Annotated in this window: 13 protein-coding genes and 2 pseudogenes; 5 read left to right on the top strand and 10 right to left on the bottom strand. The window is 65.3% G+C overall.

Going from position 1 to position 14,994, the window contains the following annotated elements:
* Positions 1 to 286: 286 nt before the first annotated feature.
* The gene (locus tag ACD578_RS16955; protein ID WP_404286805.1) at positions 287 to 1,711 is read right to left on the bottom strand and encodes a PLP-dependent aminotransferase family protein; all 1,425 of its coding nucleotides are present in this window, start codon (positions 1,709 to 1,711) and stop codon (positions 287 to 289) included.
* 162 nt (positions 1,712 to 1,873) lie between these two features.
* Between ACD578_RS16955 and ACD578_RS16960 the strand changes: the two genes are divergently transcribed.
* The 4 genes and pseudogenes from ACD578_RS16960 to ACD578_RS16975 all read left to right on the top strand — a co-directional run bounded on the left by ACD578_RS16960 (position 1,874) and on the right by ACD578_RS16975 (position 4,940).
* Positions 1,874 to 2,308, top strand: a complete 435-nt coding sequence (locus ACD578_RS16960; RefSeq protein WP_404286807.1) for a DUF983 domain-containing protein — start codon at positions 1,874 to 1,876, stop codon at positions 2,306 to 2,308.
* Between the two features lie 32 nt (positions 2,309 to 2,340).
* Positions 2,341 to 2,913 carry a cytochrome c oxidase assembly protein gene (locus tag ACD578_RS16965; protein ID WP_404286809.1) on the top strand — a complete coding sequence of 191 codons (573 nt, stop codon included), beginning with the start codon at positions 2,341 to 2,343 and terminating at the stop codon, positions 2,911 to 2,913.
* Positions 2,913 to 4,139, top strand: a pseudogene (locus ACD578_RS16970) (aspartate aminotransferase family protein). Before ACD578_RS16965 ends, ACD578_RS16970 begins: the two are co-directional and overlap by 1 nt.
* Before the next feature lie 33 nt (positions 4,140 to 4,172).
* Positions 4,173 to 4,940, top strand: coding sequence for an HpcH/HpaI aldolase/citrate lyase family protein (locus ACD578_RS16975; protein WP_404286811.1), 768 nt, complete (start codon positions 4,173 to 4,175; stop codon positions 4,938 to 4,940).
* Between the two features lie 447 nt (positions 4,941 to 5,387).
* Here ACD578_RS16975 and ACD578_RS16980 read toward each other — a convergent pair whose 3' ends face one another.
* From ACD578_RS16980 to metC (ACD578_RS16990), 3 genes are all read right to left on the bottom strand, one after another.
* The gene (locus ACD578_RS16980) at positions 5,388 to 5,855 is read right to left on the bottom strand and encodes a helix-turn-helix domain-containing protein (protein ID WP_404286813.1); all 468 of its coding nucleotides are present in this window, start codon (positions 5,853 to 5,855) and stop codon (positions 5,388 to 5,390) included.
* Positions 5,856 to 6,015: 160 nt separating this feature from the next.
* Positions 6,016 to 7,047 carry an amino acid ABC transporter substrate-binding protein gene (locus ACD578_RS16985; RefSeq protein WP_404286815.1) on the bottom strand — a complete coding sequence of 344 codons (1,032 nt, stop codon included), beginning with the start codon at positions 7,045 to 7,047 and terminating at the stop codon, positions 6,016 to 6,018.
* 23 nt (positions 7,048 to 7,070) lie between these two features.
* On the bottom strand, positions 7,071 to 8,246 hold the full coding sequence (metC, locus tag ACD578_RS16990) for a cystathionine beta-lyase (RefSeq protein ID WP_404286817.1): 1,176 nt from the start codon (positions 8,244 to 8,246) through the stop codon (positions 7,071 to 7,073).
* Positions 8,247 to 8,381: 135 nt separating this feature from the next.
* Between metC (ACD578_RS16990) and ACD578_RS16995 the strand changes: the two genes are divergently transcribed.
* Complete coding sequence (locus tag ACD578_RS16995; protein ID WP_404286819.1) at positions 8,382 to 9,284, top strand: LysR substrate-binding domain-containing protein; 903 nt, start codon at positions 8,382 to 8,384, stop codon at positions 9,282 to 9,284.
* 58 nt (positions 9,285 to 9,342) lie between these two features.
* Here ACD578_RS16995 and ACD578_RS17000 read toward each other — a convergent pair.
* The 6 genes and pseudogenes from ACD578_RS17000 to metC (ACD578_RS17025) form a co-directional block, all read right to left on the bottom strand.
* A pseudogene (locus ACD578_RS17000) lies at positions 9,343 to 9,603 on the bottom strand (PepSY domain-containing protein); the annotation flags it as partial.
* 11 nt (positions 9,604 to 9,614) lie between these two features.
* The gene (locus ACD578_RS17005) at positions 9,615 to 10,397 is read right to left on the bottom strand and encodes an amino acid ABC transporter ATP-binding protein (protein ID WP_404286821.1); all 783 of its coding nucleotides are present in this window, start codon (positions 10,395 to 10,397) and stop codon (positions 9,615 to 9,617) included.
* An 18-nt stretch (positions 10,398 to 10,415) separates the two neighbouring features.
* The gene (locus ACD578_RS17010; protein ID WP_404286823.1) at positions 10,416 to 11,525 is read right to left on the bottom strand and encodes an amino acid ABC transporter permease; all 1,110 of its coding nucleotides are present in this window, start codon (positions 11,523 to 11,525) and stop codon (positions 10,416 to 10,418) included.
* The gene (locus tag ACD578_RS17015; protein WP_404286825.1) at positions 11,522 to 12,673 is read right to left on the bottom strand and encodes an amino acid ABC transporter permease; all 1,152 of its coding nucleotides are present in this window, start codon (positions 12,671 to 12,673) and stop codon (positions 11,522 to 11,524) included. The genes ACD578_RS17010 and ACD578_RS17015 overlap by 4 nt, the downstream gene beginning before the upstream one ends.
* A 15-nt stretch (positions 12,674 to 12,688) precedes the next feature.
* A complete protein-coding gene (locus ACD578_RS17020; RefSeq protein WP_404286827.1) occupies positions 12,689 to 13,723 on the bottom strand; it encodes an amino acid ABC transporter substrate-binding protein in 1,035 nt (344 codons plus the stop codon).
* Positions 13,724 to 13,753: 30 nt separating this feature from the next.
* Positions 13,754 to 14,938: a cystathionine beta-lyase gene (gene metC, locus ACD578_RS17025; protein WP_404286829.1), complete on the bottom strand. Its 1,185-nt coding sequence runs from the start codon at positions 14,936 to 14,938 to the stop codon at positions 13,754 to 13,756.
* Positions 14,939 to 14,994: the final 56 nt, after the last annotated feature.

Below are 14,994 nucleotides of genomic sequence, written 5' to 3' on the forward strand. Positions count from 1 at the left end.
TCAGAGGTAGGGCCAAACAGAACTGGGCCGCCTGTTCGGGAATGGCAGCTTGGGGTCAATCTGAGCCGTTGGGCGTAGCCTTGTGAAGGTCAGCTTACCTGGCAATTGCGGGCCCTCGGCCTACTTCGGCTCCGTGCCATTTGACGACATTCTGGGTTGAGTAATCTCTGCCCCTTTCGGCGAGGCTGTTAGCCCGTCAGAAAAGATGGAAGCTAGTTCGCTCTCGCCTTGTCCTATTCCTGCTCGTATCGACCAAAGACGCCACGGCGCCTGTACTTCGATGAGGTCACACGATCGAGGACAGGGCACTGGGCCCATGAGACAGCACCGTTGCCAGCAGCCCCAAGCCCCTCTCCAGCACGGCTTGGTTCTGCGCCGCGCCGAGGGAGACCCGAATGGCGTCCGGGGCAGCCCCCACCGCGAAGGCCTCGCTCGGCACCAGGGCGAGGCCTGACTGTCGCGCGTACATGTTGAGATCGACCCGCCGCCAACGCTCCGGCAGGGTCAGCCAGAGATGATGCCCCTCCGGGTGCGCCTGGAACTCGAGGCCCTGCAATGCCCGGCTCGCAATGGTCTGCCGGGCGGCGCTTTCCTCGCGGATCGCCGCCGTGATGGCGTCGAGCGTGCCGTTGAGGATCCACCTCGAGGCCAGCGCCGCCATGAGGGGCGGCATCATCAGGGACATGGCGCGGATCTCCGCCGCGAGCCGCAGGGTGCAAGACAGGCTCGGCGTGACGACGTAGGCTGTGCGCAGGGCGGGCGTCACGCACTTCGACAGCGTGGAGATGTGCCAGGTGAGGTCGGGCGCGATCGCCGCGATCGGTGCCGGAGCTTGCCGAGGCAGCGCGCCGTAGGCATCGTCCTCAATGATCGCGATGCCGCGGCGACGCACCACCTCGGCGACGGCTTCGCGCCGCCTGGCCGACATGGTCGCGGTCGTCGGATTGTGGATGGTCGGAACGCAGTAGACCGCCTTCGACCTCTCGCGCCCGCACGCCTCCTCGAGGGCCGCGGGATCAAGCCCCTCCCCGTCCATGGCCACCGGGACCAGCCGCACCTTGAGCTGCTCGGCGATCGCCCGCAGGCCAGGGTAGGTGAGGTCCGGAACGCAGATGGCGTCGCCGGGTCCTGCCAGGACCCGCACGATGGCATAGAGCGCCGCCTGGGCTCCTCCGGTCACCACGACCCGGTCGACCGGAACCGGACCCAGGCGCGCGCCAAGCCAGCGTGCGGCCGCAGTTCGGTCCGGTCCGGCTCCCACGCTCTCCTGGTAGTGCAGGTGCATCAGCCCGTGGGGTGACGAGAGCACGCCCGCGATCCCCTCCTGGATGCGCTCGCGCAGCTTCGCCGCCGCGGGCTGTGGCGGCATGTTCATGCTCAGGTCGATGATCGGGGATCCGGCAGGCGCGACGTTGTCCTGCTCCGGCGCCTTTCCGCGCACGTAGCTGCCCCGTCCCGTGTTGGCCTCGATCAGCCCCATCCGGCGGGCCTCGTTGAAGGCGCGGGTGACGGTGGTCAGGTCAACCCCGAGCTCCTTGGCGAGCTGGCGCTGCGGCGGCAGGCGGTGGCCCGGCTTGAGCCGCCCGGACTGCACGTCGGCCAGCAGCGCCCCGGCAATGGCCAGGTACTTGGGCCCGCTCTCGTTCTTGATCTGCGGCATCCAGGACAACACGTTTCCTTGACCTTCTTGTCTTGTGAATGTATGGCTCATGTACGACATACATAATGTGCATAGCGGGCTGACGCAAACCGCAGCCTACGTCGCAGACGTGATCAACCTAGGCACTAAGCTACAGCCTAATGTATGGATAGTCAATCCATACATGCGAGAGCGCCGATGGAGTTCCCAAGGCGCACACCGGAAGGATCCGACATGACCACTGCTCTCACCGCAACAGAAACCATCCTCAAGTACGGCCTCAAGTGCCGCTGCCCCCGCTGCGGCAAGGGCCGCCTGTTCAACGGCTTCCTGACCCTCGCCCCGCGCTGCGAGTCGTGCGGCCTCGACTTCTCCTTCGCCGACACGGCAGACGGTCCGGCCTTCTTCGTCATGATGACGATGGCCATCCCAGCCACCGCGTTCGGCGTGTGGGTCGAGCTGGCCTACGAGCCGGGCCTGTTGGTGCACCTGCTCACGACGCTGCCGGTCCTGCTGCTGAGCTGCGTGCCGACGATCCGGCCGTTCAAGGGCATGCTGGTGGCCAGCCAGTACTTCTACAAGGCCGAGGAAGGACGCTTCGATACCTCGCAGCAAGCGGCCACAAGGAATGGGCTGCCATCGGTCGGCACCAGCGACCATCGCCGCTGACCTTTCGGCCCCCTCCCCTGAAGGCTTCCGCCATGTCCGACACAAACCAGTCGCCTACGGGACGAACCCGCAACACGGCCCTGACCTGCCTTGGCATCGCGGCCGGCATGCTGGGCCTCGCCTATGCCTCTGTCCCGCTCTACGACATGTTTTGTAACCTCACGGGCTTCGGGGGCACGCCGATGCTCGCCTCCGGGCCGGCCTCCAAGGTGCTCGACCGCACGATGACCATCCGGTTCGACGCGAACGTCGCGCCCAACCTCGCCTGGCGCTTCACCCCTGAGACGCCGTCGATCAAGGTCAAGGTCGGCGAGACCCGGAGCATCACGTACAGGATCGAGAACAAGGGCGACGCCCCGGCCACGGCGATGGCGACCTACAACGTCCTGCCGGAAATGGCGGGTGGCCACTTCATGAAGCTGGAATGCTTCTGCTTCCAGGAGAGCACCCTCCAGGCGGGCGAGACCATGGAGGCGACGATCGTCTTCTTCATCGATCCGGCCATCGCTGACGACCCGAACATGGCCGACGTGCACGCCATCACCCTCTCGTACACGTACTTCCCGTCGAAGAACGGCAAGGTCCAGGAGGCATCGGCCAAATGATGGATCAACCCGTCCTCCCGTTTGCCCCGCCTTCCGCGACATCGCCGCTGCTGCCGACCTATGCCCGCGCGGAGCTCTCCTTCGAGAGGGGAGAGGGTGCCTGGCTCATCGGCGGCGACGGCATGCGGTACCTGGATTTCGGCTCCGGCATCGCGGTGAATGCCCTCGGCCATGCCCATCCGCACCTCGTGAAGGCGCTCACCACGCAGGCCTCCAAGGTCTGGCACACCTCCAATCTCTATCGGATTCCCGAAGGAGAGCGGCTCGCGCAGCGCCTCGTGGAGAACACCTTCGCGGACGTGGTCTTCTTCTGCAATTCCGGCGCCGAGGCGAACGAGGCGGCGATCAAGATGGCCCGCAAGTACCACGCCTCGAATGGCCATCCCGAACGCTTCCGCATCATCACCTTCGAGGGCGCCTTCCACGGCCGGACGCTTGCCACCCTCGCGGCGGGCGGCCAGGCCAAGTACCTTGAGGGCTTCGGCCCCAAGGTCCAGGGCTTCGACCAGGTTCCCTTCGATGACATGCCGGTGCTGGAAGCCGCCATCGGACCCGAGACCGCGGCACTCATGATCGAGCCGATCCAGGGCGAGAGCGGCTTGCGTCCCCTACCCCCGGGCCGGATGCGCCAGCTTCGGGACCTCTGCGATCGGCACGGGGCTGCTTCTCATCGTGGATGAGGTCCAGACGGGCGTCGGGCGCACGGGCAAACTGTTCGCCTACGAATGGACGGGCGTCACGCCCGACATCATGTCGGTGGCCAAGGGGATCGGCGGCGGCTTTCCCCTGGGCGCGTGCCTTGCCACGGCCGATGCCGCCAAGGGAATGACGGCCGGCACCCACGGCACCACCTTCGGCGGCAACCCGCTCGCCATGGCCGTGGGCAACGCCGTGCTCGACGTCATCCTGGAGGACGGTTTCCTCAGGAACGTCAGGGGGTGAGCGAACTGCTCCGGGAAGGGCTTGAGTCCTTGAGGGAACGGCACCCCACCATCATCGCCGAGATCCGGGGGGACGGCCTCCTGGCAGGCTTCCGGACCCATGTGCCCAACACCGAGTTCATTGCCGCGGCCCGCGACGAGGGCCTCCTCGTGATCGGCGCCGGCGGGAACGTCGTGCGCCTCCTGCCGCCGCTCATCATCGACGAAGCGGAGGTCTCGGAGGCCATCGCCCGGATCGAGGCCGCCTGCATCGCGATCACGTCCCGCCTATCCGCGTCAGCCTGACAACGCCGGGCATTGAACAGCACAGAGGATTCCATGACCACTATCAGCATCCTGGCCGACCAGCTCCGGTCGGGCTCGCCCGTCCTGTCCGCCTGGTGCGGCTTGCCCGACCCCTCCGTTGCCGGCCTGCTCGCCCGCGAGGGGTTCGACGCCATCACCATCGACATGCAGCATGGCGCGATCGACTTCGCCGTCACCGTGCGGGCGATCCCGCTCGTCGCCGCGGCAGGCAAGCCCACGCTCGTGCGGATCCCCGTCGGCGAGTTCGCCACCGCCTCGCGGCTGCTGGATGCGGGCGCGTCGGCCGTGATCGCGCCCATGATCAACGGCGTCGAGGACGCTCGCCGTTTTGGCAGCTTCGTGAAGTACCCGCCGCTCGGCCAGCGGAGCTGGGGGCCGCACGCCGCCGTGCCCCTGTCCGGCCTCCAGCCGAAGGACTACTTCGCGCAAGCCAACGGGTTCACGCTTGCCCTGGCGATGGTGGAGACGCGGGAGGCCCTGGCCGCCGTCGACGACATCCTTGCGGCGCCCGAGATTGATGGCATCTTCGTCGGTCCATCGGATCTGTCGATCGCGCTCTCGAACGGTGCGGAGAACAACCCGACGGGCCGCGCGGCCTCGGCGGCGCTCGATCACCTGCTCGCCCGGGCCAAGGCCGCCAACAAGGTCATCGGCGTCTATGCGCCCTCTGGCGAGCGGGGCGGCGAGCTGGCGAGGAAGGGCTTCGACCTGGTCTCCATCGGAACCGACACGGGCTTCCTGCGGGCGGGCGCCCAGGCTGCGCTCGCGGCGGCGCGCTGAAGGTCCGAAGTCGAGGGACGGTCTCCGTGTCTGTCTCGGCCGATGTCCGTATTGGGCCTCGAGGCGGATGTTCGGCTTACTTCAGCTCAGTGCCAGGACCAGACCTTACGCAGGTCTCATCCACTTCAGCCGATTGAGCATCTCGCTAGGCACGGGAATGAGCAGGTCCTCGCGGAAGCGATTTCGCAGTACCTGTCCAATGTGCTCGATGACGTATCGTGCTCCTGACCTTACCGGCTCCTAAGTTCGCAGATCGCGGTCAGACGTGTATGGCTCGAGACCGTCATTGTGCCTCTCCCTACGCAAGCTTGCGGCCGGACCTTCCGTAAGCTCTTCATCGGGCTTCGGGACACTCTTCTTGAGATCCCGCAGGACGATCTCCTAGACCAATGGCCGCCAATGATCAGTTTCCTAGGACGTTGACCGAACAATGCCGCCCTACGGTCATCAGTACGTTCTCTCGTGCGGGAAGCTGACGGATGGCCGTTGCGCCCTCGCACGCCTCCATGCGCCTGGGCTCGTGCCGACGAATCGGGTGAAGACGCGCGTGAAATAGCTCTGATCCCCGAACCCGCAGATGATCGCGATCTCGGCCAGAGACAGGGTCGGGGACAGGAGAAGGCTCTTGGCTTCCTGCACGCGAAGACCCGTCAGGTACTGGTGCGGGCTCATTCCCGTCGTGCGGCGGAAGGCCTTGGCGAAATAGCTCGGCGTGAGGCGGCATTCGCGTGCCACGTCGGCGATGGTGAGGCGTGTGGCGAGGCGAGCCTGCATGATCTCCCTGGCGCGACGCTCCTGCCAGGGTGCGAGGACGCCAGTGGCAGCGGCGGCCGGGGGATTCACGCGGCTCGCGTGCGGTGCCTCGTGTCTCCGATGATCCTCGTTCGAGACCTGACGGATGATCTGACCGATCATCTCAAGCTGCTGCTTGAAACGATGGCCGAACAGATCAGAGGCGGATTCTGCTTGGACGGGGATCATAGCAACGTGTTCCGTTAGGGACGCTCCCGCAGGTGCAGGGCGGGAGCGTCGATGCGATCGGGTCTTGTCCGGTTTCCGCCTGAACGGCTGCCGGCTATCGCATGGGCGGGGCGTACATGATCCCGCCCTTCGACCAGGGTTTGTTCAAGCCCCTGTCCAGGGCGAGCTTGGTCTTCGGACCGAGATTGCGGTCGAAGATCTCGCCGTAGTTGCCCACGCTCTTGACGATGTTGAAGGCCCAGTCCTTGGAGAGTCCCAGCGCGGGACCGAACTCACCCTCCTGTCCCAGCAGCCGCCGCACGTCCGGGTTCGTCGATGCACGCATGGCCTCGGCATTATCCTTCGTCACGCCGGCCTCCTCAGCGTTGACGAGCGCGAACACCGTCCAGCGGACGATGTCGAACCACTGGTCGTCACCCTGGCGAACCCATGGCCCCAACGGCTCCTTCGAGATCACCTCGGGCAGGATGACGTAGTCGTCGGGATTGCCGAGGGAGAGCCGACCTGCCGCAAGGGCCGAGATGTCCACCGTGTAGGCATCGCAGCGGCCCGTCTCGAAGGCCTTCAACGTTTCGTTGACCTCTTGGAAGGTGACGGTCTGGACCTTCATATTATTGGCGCGGAAGTAATCCGCCGCGTTCAGCTCGTTCGTCGTGCCCTGCGAGATGCACACGGACGCGCCGTCCAACTGTTTCGCCGAAGCGATCCCCGCAGACTTCCTCACCATAAATCCCTGACCGTCGTAGTAGTTGACGGCCGTGAAGTTCAGGCCGAGTGCTGCATCGCGTTGCAGCGTCCATGTCGTCGTGCGGGACAGGACATCGATCTCGCCCGCCTGAAGCGCCGTCAGCCGGTCCTTGCTCGACAGCGGAACGAACTCGGTCTTGTTAGGATCATTGAAGATGGCTGCGGCCAGCGCGCGGCAGAAATCGATGTCCAAGCCCGACCATACGCCCTTGGCGTCGGGAAGCGAGAATCCGGCCACGCCCTGGCTGGCCCCGCATCGCAGGACACCGCGCTCCTTCACCTTCTGGAGTGTCGTCGTGCCGCCTCCCTGGGCCTGGCTTGGGAGAGCCATGAACGCGGAGACCAAGACGGTCGCGGCAGTGAGAACGAACTTTTGCATGACAGGAACCTCTGGACGCCGCGTCATGTGTTTGGTGTCGCGCTGAGAGCGGCGAAGAACCCAGCGAGATCATCCTTGAGATCGGCCTCATCCTCGAGGCCAATGGAGAAGCGCAGGAGCGGCCCCGTGACGTCGGGCCGTGTGACGGTGCGCTGTCCGGTCAGGTCCACGGGAGCCGCGAGGCTGTGCGCCCCGCCCCAGCTCGCACCGATCTGGAACAACCTCAGTGCGCCCAGGGCGTGGTCGAGCCTCTCGGAGAAACGAGATGAAAGGGAGACGCTGAACACGCCGGCCGCCCCCGCGAAGTCCCTCGCCCAGATCTCGTGCCCGGGCGAGCCCGGCAGGGCGGGATGCCAGACCCGCTCGACGCCTGCCAGCTCGGACATCCAGCGGGCCAGCCTGATGCCGGCTTGCCCCTGATGCCTGAGGCGCACCGACAGGGTTTGCAGTCCCCGCAGCGCCAGGAAGCAGTCGTCCGGCGACACACCAAGGCCGAACCCCCGCACAAGGGTCCGGATGCGGCCGAGGACCGCCTCCTCATTGGCGGTGACGCTGCCCAGGAGGAGGTCCGAGTGGCCTCCCATGTGCTTCGAGACGGCCTCGATCGACACGTCGGCACCGACCGCGAGCGGATTGAACAGCAGAGGCGTCGCCCAGGTGTTGTCGCAGGCGACGAGGATGCCTCGATCCTTGGCGACCTTCACGATGGCCGGCACGTCCTGGACCTCGAACGTCCCGGAACCGGGGGACTCTACCCACACCAGGCGGGTGGTTTGCCTCAGGTGCCGGCCAATTCCCTCGCTGATCATTGGATCGCAGTAGCTCGCCTCGATGCCGATCTGCTTCAGGTAGCCGTCCGCGAGCGAGCGGACTGGGGCATAGACCGTGTCCGGTAGGAGGAGGTGGTCACCCGGCTGCAAGAGGGCCAGCAGGGTTGCCATGGCGGCTGCCTGCCCCGAAGGCACGAGCACCGTGCCGGCCCCACCGGACAATGACGTGAGCTGTCCCTCCAGCGCGCGGGCGGTCGGCGTTCCGTAGAGCCCATAGCTGTAGGATTGCGGCCCGTTCCGGTGCCGATTGTGGAAGGCCTCAGCCGTCGGGAAGACGATGGTTGAGGCCCGCTCAACGGGAACCGTCAGGCTGGCGAAGCCCTCCCGGTCGACGGCGGGGACATGGACGCACCGGGTGGCTTCTTGCATCGGAAGGGTCTCGATCGGGCTGTGAATGGCACCCAGCCTAGAAAGCCCCTGCCATCAAATCCAATGCCGACTACGATGCAGTCCATACCAAAACCTTATAAGGTCCGATGCTGATCGGAACAGGGAGGATGGACAGTGCAGTTCAAGCAGGTCGAGGCGTTCCGAACGGTCATGATCTGCGGCACGGTCTCACGGGCCGCGGATGTCCTGGGTGTCACGCAACCTGCGGTCAGCCGCCTGGTGGCCGAACTCGAACGATCGACCGGGCTCACCCTGTTCGAGCGGATCAAGGGAAGGCTTGCACCCACACCGGAGGCCCAACTCCTGTTCCGTGACGTCGAGGCCTCGTTCAAGGGACTCGAAAGCCTTCGGGCCTCCGCCGGCCGCATCCGCGACTTCGGCTCCGGAGACATCCGGATTGCCAGCCTGTCGTCCATGGGATCGACGCTGGTTCCCGCAGCCATTGCCGGCTTCGTCGCTTCCCATCCGAAGGTGTCGGTAACATTGCAGGTGCATCCATCCCTGACGGTCAGGGATCTCGTGGCCGCGGGAGGCTTCGACATCGGTCTGGCAGCCGATGAGATCGATGTCTCCGGTGTCGAGCATCAGGTCTTTGCCACGCCGAGGATGCTCTGCGCCATTCCGGCGGGACATCATCTGGCTGAGAGATCCGTCATCCGCGCGATCGACCTGCACGAGGAATCCTTCGTTGCCCTGGCGCCCGAGGACACCGTCCGTCGCGCCATGGATGCAGATCTCAAGTCGGCTGGATCCCGGCCGCGGATCGTCGTCGAGACGCCCTATTCCCTGACGGTTGCCGCACTGGTGGGCCGGGGGATCGGCGTAGGGCTCGTCAATCCGTACTCCCTGGGAGACCTCGACCGCAGCAAGGTCATCTTGCGGGCCTTTGAGCCAGCCCTGCATGCCAGGACATTGCTTCTGCTTCCGCCGGGACAGCAGAAGTCGGGCCTTGTTCGAGGTTTCATCGATGCCTTGATCACGGCTCGCAATAGATGGCATCTGAACCAGGACGACTGATGGGGCATTCCTGAGACCAGGAAGGTGCCGCCGCCCAGGATGGTGGCACCCCATGGGTTCAGGCGGTCCTGGCCTTGCGCCCGGCGAAGGCCCAGTCGATCAGCAGCGAGACGCCCACGAGTGGGAACACGATGCCGCTTATGAGCAGGATGGCCAGGAGTCCGCGCAGCACCCGCCGATCAGTCGGCGCCGGCGGGATGCCGAGGGATCCGGCTGGCCTGCGCTTCCATCACGTCACGCCAGCCGAGACCGCCAGCACCACGATGGCCATGCAGATTGCGAGCAGGAAGAGCTGGTTCGCCAGGCCGAACTGCCATTGAGCGGGAACGCTCAATGCAGGATCTGGGACAGGAAGAGCTTGGTGCGCTCGTGCTGCGGGTTCCTGAAGAACTCGTCCGGGGTGTTCATCTCGACGATCTGCCCGTAATCCATGAAGATCACCCTGTCCGCCACCTGTCGGGCAAAGCCCATCTCGTGGGTGACGCACAGCATGGTCATGCCCTCGTCGGCCAGCCCGACCATGGTGTCGAGCACCTCCTTCACCATCTCCGGATCGAGCGCCGAGGTCGGCTCGTCGAACAGCATGATCTTCGGGCTCATGCAGAGCGAGCGGGCGATCGCCACGCGCTGCTGCTGTCCCCCGGAGAGCTGGCCGGGATACTTGTTCGCCTGCTCGGGGATCTTGACCCGCTTCAGGTAGTGCATGGCGATCTCTTCCGCTTCCTTCTTGGGCATCTTCTTCGCCCAGATCGGAGCCAGCGTGCAGTTCTCCAGGATCGTGAGATGCGGGAAGAGGTTGAAGTGCTGGAACACCATGCCGACCTCGCGACGCACCTCATCGATGCGCTTGAGGTCGTTGGTGAGCTCGGTGCCGTCGACGATGATGCGGCCCTTCTGGTGCTCCTCGAGGCGGTTGATGCAGCGGATCATCGTGGACTTGCCCGAGCCCGAAGGCCCGCAGATCACGATGCGCTCGCCGCGCCGGACATTGAGGTTGATGTCGCGCAGAACGTGGAACTCGCCGAACCACTTGTTGACAGCCATCATCTGAACGGCGGGTTCAGCTCGCGAGTCGATGGTTGGGGACGTTCGGATCTTCTGAGCCACTGACATCGGTTCATCTCCTTGACGTTACGCCCTGGACTCGATCGCCATCCGCTGCTCGAGCCAGCGCGAGTACCGCGAGATCGCGAAGCAGATTAGGAAGTAGACCACGGCGACGAACAGGTAGGTTTCCTTGTAGGGAGCTGGCCATGCCGGATCGGTGGCCGCTGCCCGCCCCGAACTCAAGAGGTCGAACAGGCCCACCACAAGGACGAGGCTCGTGTTCTTGACCATGACGATGACCGTGTTGGTCAGAGGCGGGATCACCTTGCGGATTGCCTGCGGCAGCACGATGAGGCGCGTCGTGGCAAGCCAGCCAAGCCCCAGTGATTGCGCTGCCTCACGCTGGCCCGGCGGGAGGGCCTGGAGGCCGCCCCGAAGCACCTCGGCGATGTAGGCAGCCGAGAAGATGGTGAGCGCAACGAGCGCCCGCACGAACTTGTCGATCGTCATGCCGTCTGGAAGCATGATGGGCAGGACGATGGAGGCGATGAACAGGAGGCTGAGGAGCGGGAGACCGCGGATCACCTCGATGACGCCGACGCTCATGAGGTGGATGCCCTTCAGGCTGGACTGACGCCCGAGGGCTAGGGCAACGGCAAGCGGAAAGGCCGTCCCGAGCGAGATCACCGTGAGCAGTATCGTGATGGGCAGGCCGCCCCACGAAGACGTTGGAACCTCCGAAAGGCCAAGGATGCCACCCGCCATGAGGACGATGGATCCGCCCAAGCCGAGGAGCCAAAGAACGAGTGTTCTAACGGTCCAATGGGCGGGCGGCAGGGACCAGAGCGTCAGCCCGAAGAAAATCAGGACCACGCCGGCCGGACGCCACTGCTCGTCCGGGGGATAGATCCCGAACAGGATGAAGCGGTACTTTTCCCGCAGGAAGGCCCAGCAGGCTCCCGCGTCCTGGCATGCGGAACCATCGCCCAGCCAGACCCCGTTCACCACGGCCCAGGACAGGAGCTTGGGGACGATCGCAATCAACATCGCCCCGGTCGCAACCGTCACGCAGACACTGAGCAGGTCACCGAGAAAGACATGGGTGAGCGAACGCCGCTGGCGTGGTGGCGACGGCTGGGCTGCCGTGGCGTCCAGGCGGACGAAGGCTTCCGTGGGAGAGGCAATTGTGGTCATCGCTGCACCAAGGCAACCTTGCGGTTGTACCAGTTCATGAAGAGGGAGATGGCGGCGCTGATCGTGAGGAACACGGCCATGAGGATCAGGACGCCCTCGATCGCCTGGCCCGTCTGGTTGATCGTCGTCGCGACCACATAGGAGATGTCGGGGTAGCCCACCACGAGCGCCAGCGTCGTGTTCTTGACGATGTTGAAGTACTGGCTGGTCATCGGGGGGATGATCACCCGCAACGCCTGCGGGATGACCACCAGGCGCAGGGACTGGCGCTCGCTCAGGCCGACCGATCGCCCTGCCTCCCACTGACCCTTGCCGACGGCATCGATGCCGCCCCGGATGATCTCGCCGATGAAGCAGGACGAGTAGAGGACCATGCCGACGACGAGGCTGGCGAACTCCGGTGTCAGCGCCGTTCCGCCGACGAAGCTGAATCCTTGCAGCCGGGGCGTGTCGACGGACACCGACCAGAGCCCTGCGATCCAGGTCGCGCCGAGGCCGGTTGCCATGGCTGCCGCGGCTATCGAGCCATACGGGAATCCATGGCCCGTCCGGACCCGCTTCCTACGGCCCACGGCACTGGCAATGACGATGACAACGATGCCAACGAGGAGAATGGTCCACAGGATTGCCGGGCTTCCTCCGACATGGAGCGAGGGCACGAACAGGCCGCGCACGGAGAGGAAGGTGCCGGGAAGCGGGTTGAGCGCCTGGCGTACATTCGGCAGCCCCACGGTCACGAGGGCGTACCAGAACAGGAGCTGCACGACGAGCGGCGTGTTCCTCATGGTCTCGACGAAGACCGTGGCGATGCCAAAGGCCAGGGGATGCTGCGAACGCCGGGCCAGACCGACGAAAAGTCCGAGGATCGTGGATCCCACGACGATGATCCCAGCGATGAACAGCGTGTTGACGAGTCCGACGGCGAAGGCGCGGGCGAAGGTGTCGCTGGGTGCGTAGGCGATCAGGCTCTCGGAGATCGGGAAGCGGGCGACGCGACTGAGGAAATCGAATCCGACCGCGATCCCGCGCCGGGCAAGGTTCTCCGCCGTGTTGGTCGCTAGCCACAGGGCGAGCAGGCCGGCCAGCCCGAGGACCGCGATTTGGATGGTCGCGGCCCGGAGCCTGGCATCATACCAGAGGCGTGCCATGACAGGTGCCCTTGATCAGTTGAAGGCCAGGGGGAACATCAACCCGCCGTCCCGATACAGGCGGTTTGGGCCGCGCTCGAGCTTGAGGGGGCTGTCCTTGCCGACGTTCCGGTCGAAGATCTCGGCATAGTTCCCGAGCTGCCTCACGATGTTGTAGGCAAACCGTTCATCGAGCCCCAGCGCCTTGCCATTGCCGACCTCGACGCCGAGGAAGCGGCGGACGGTCGGGTCATCGGACTCGAGCCTGTCGTCGACGTTGGCTTGGGTGAGCCCAAGCTGCTCGGCCATGATCAGGGCCTGAAACGACCATTTGACGATGTCGAACCAGCGGTCGTCCCCATGGCGCACGGCAGGCGTGAGCGCCTCCATCTTGTCGTTGGCCGGGATGATGACGTACTCGTCAGGGTTCTTGGCCTGCGTCGCGCGCACCGAGGCGAGGGCTGACGCATCCGTGATCAGCGCATCGCAACGCCCGGAGAAGAAAGCCTGGCGGGTGGACGAGACGGTGTCGAAGACCACGGGCTTGAGATCAAGGGCATGGGTCTTGGACATGTCCGCGACCGTCACCTCCGTCGTGGAGCCGGTCTGGACGCAGACGGTCGCACCCTTCATCTCCTTGGCGCTCGTCACGCCGAGATCCTTCCGGAGCATCACGCCGGGATACTCGTAGTAGTTCGGGACGGTGAAGTTCACCCCGTTCGCGTCCCGCTGGAGGGTCCAGGTGGTCGTGCGGGGCAGCACGTCCACCTCCCCGGTCTGAAGGGCCGTCAGCCGCTGCTGGCCCGTCAGCGGCACGAAGCGTGCCTTGTCCTTGTCGCCGAAGACCGCGGCGGCAATGGCGCGGCAGGTGTCGACGTCGAGACCGCGCCAGTAGCCGTTCTGATCCGGGGCACCGAAGCCAGGCGTGCCCTGGCTCGCCCCGCAGCTCACGAACCCGCGCTGCTTGATGGCCTCGACCGTCTGCTGGGCGGATGCCGGGGTCGCGATGGCCGCTCCCGTCAGGATGGCTCCGAGGAGCGGGATGGTGAGAGTATGCTTGATCGATGACATTGTCGTTCCCTCTGTTTTTAGTTGGAAATGTCAGGCGACCTTCGCGGCGGGCTCCCGTTCGAGCTTGGCGAAAAGGTCGGTGAGATCGGCCCAGAGATCGTCCGGATCCTCAAGGCCGATGCTGATCCGCAGGACCGTCCCCTCGGATCTCCACGGGTTCACGGTGCGGTCACCCTTGATGGCCATCGGGGCGATCAGGCTGCGGGTACCGCCCCATGACGCACCGATGGCGAAGATGCGCAGCGCCGTGAGGGCGGGACCCAGGTTCTCCTCGCAACCGGGCCTCAGGACGACACTGAAGACGGCGCTGGAGCCCTTGAAGTCCCGCTTCCAGAATTCGTGGCCCGGGCACGATGGCAGGGCCGGATGCAGGACACGGTCAATGGCCGGATGCGGCTCAAGCCTGCGGGCGAAGTCCTCGGAGATGTGCCCCATGTGAGCCAAGCGCACGCCCATGGTCTCGATGCCGCGTAGGGCCAGGGCCGCCTCGTCCGGCGATACGCCGATGCCGACCATTCGCAGAGTATCCTTGAGACGCTGCCGCAGGTCGAGGTCGCTAACCGTAATCGAGCCGAGCAGCAGGTCGGAATGACCGCCAACGTATTTTGTCAGAGCCTCGATGGCGAAGTCCGCTCCGTGGGCGAGCGGCTTGAACAGCAGGGGCGAGGCCCAGGTGTTGTCGCATCCGACGAGTACGCCCTTGGCCTTGGCTGCGCGCACAATGGCCGGCACGTCCTGGACCTCCATCGTTCCGGAGCCGGGCGACTCGATCCAGACGAGCTTGGTGCGCGCGTCGATGAGGTCGGCGATCCCGTCACCGACCAGCGGATCGTAGACATGGTAATCGATACCGCGAGGCTTGAGGTAGTTGGCGCAGAAGCCCCGCACGGGCGGGTAGACGCTGTCCGGGATCAGGACCCTATCGCCTGGCAAGAGGACGGAGAGCATCACCACGGTCACGGCCGCTTGGCCCGACGGAACGAGAACCGTCCTGACGCCGCCATGAAGCTGCGTGAGCTGGGCCTCGAGCGTCCGCGTCGTGGGGGTCCCATGGAGACCGTAGGAGTAGCCGTCCGCTCCCCGGCACTTGCGCTGAGCGAACGACTCGGCGTCGGGATAAACAATCGTCGAGGCACGGTAGGTCGGCACGGCGAGGCTGGAGAAGCCCTCGTGGGAGACGGCCGGGTGGTGAACGCAGCGGGACAGGTCTTTCATGGGATATCCTTGGGCTTGTAAGAGCCAGGATACCAAGCGGCCTCATAGAAACAATT

Origin of the sequence: Microvirga sp. RSM25 (assembly GCF_044784385.1) — a bacterium.
GTDB lineage: Bacteria > Pseudomonadota > Alphaproteobacteria > Rhizobiales > Beijerinckiaceae > Microvirga > Microvirga tunisiensis.

Excerpts from the sequence above, each read along its gene's own strand:
- ACD578_RS16955 (WP_404286805.1), bottom strand. The coding sequence starts at position 1,711 with ATGAGCCATACATTCACAAGACAAGAAGGTCAAGGAAACGTGTTGTCC.
- ACD578_RS16960 (WP_404286807.1), top strand. The coding sequence starts at position 1,874 with ATGACCACTGCTCTCACCGCAACAGAAACCATCCTCAAGTACGGCCTC.
- ACD578_RS16965 (WP_404286809.1), top strand. The coding sequence starts at position 2,341 with ATGTCCGACACAAACCAGTCGCCTACGGGACGAACCCGCAACACGGCC.
- ACD578_RS16975 (WP_404286811.1), top strand. The coding sequence starts at position 4,173 with ATGACCACTATCAGCATCCTGGCCGACCAGCTCCGGTCGGGCTCGCCC.
- ACD578_RS16980 (WP_404286813.1), bottom strand. The coding sequence starts at position 5,855 with ATGATCGGTCAGATCATCCGTCAGGTCTCGAACGAGGATCATCGGAGA.
- ACD578_RS16985 (WP_404286815.1), bottom strand. The coding sequence starts at position 7,047 with ATGCAAAAGTTCGTTCTCACTGCCGCGACCGTCTTGGTCTCCGCGTTC.
- metC (WP_404286817.1), bottom strand. The coding sequence starts at position 8,246 with ATGCAAGAAGCCACCCGGTGCGTCCATGTCCCCGCCGTCGACCGGGAG.
- ACD578_RS17005 (WP_404286821.1), bottom strand. The coding sequence starts at position 10,397 with ATGTCAGTGGCTCAGAAGATCCGAACGTCCCCAACCATCGACTCGCGA.
- ACD578_RS17010 (WP_404286823.1), bottom strand. The coding sequence starts at position 11,525 with ATGACCACAATTGCCTCTCCCACGGAAGCCTTCGTCCGCCTGGACGCC.
- ACD578_RS17015 (WP_404286825.1), bottom strand. The coding sequence starts at position 12,673 with ATGGCACGCCTCTGGTATGATGCCAGGCTCCGGGCCGCGACCATCCAA.
- ACD578_RS17020 (WP_404286827.1), bottom strand. The coding sequence starts at position 13,723 with ATGTCATCGATCAAGCATACTCTCACCATCCCGCTCCTCGGAGCCATC.
- metC (WP_404286829.1), bottom strand. The coding sequence starts at position 14,938 with ATGAAAGACCTGTCCCGCTGCGTTCACCACCCGGCCGTCTCCCACGAG.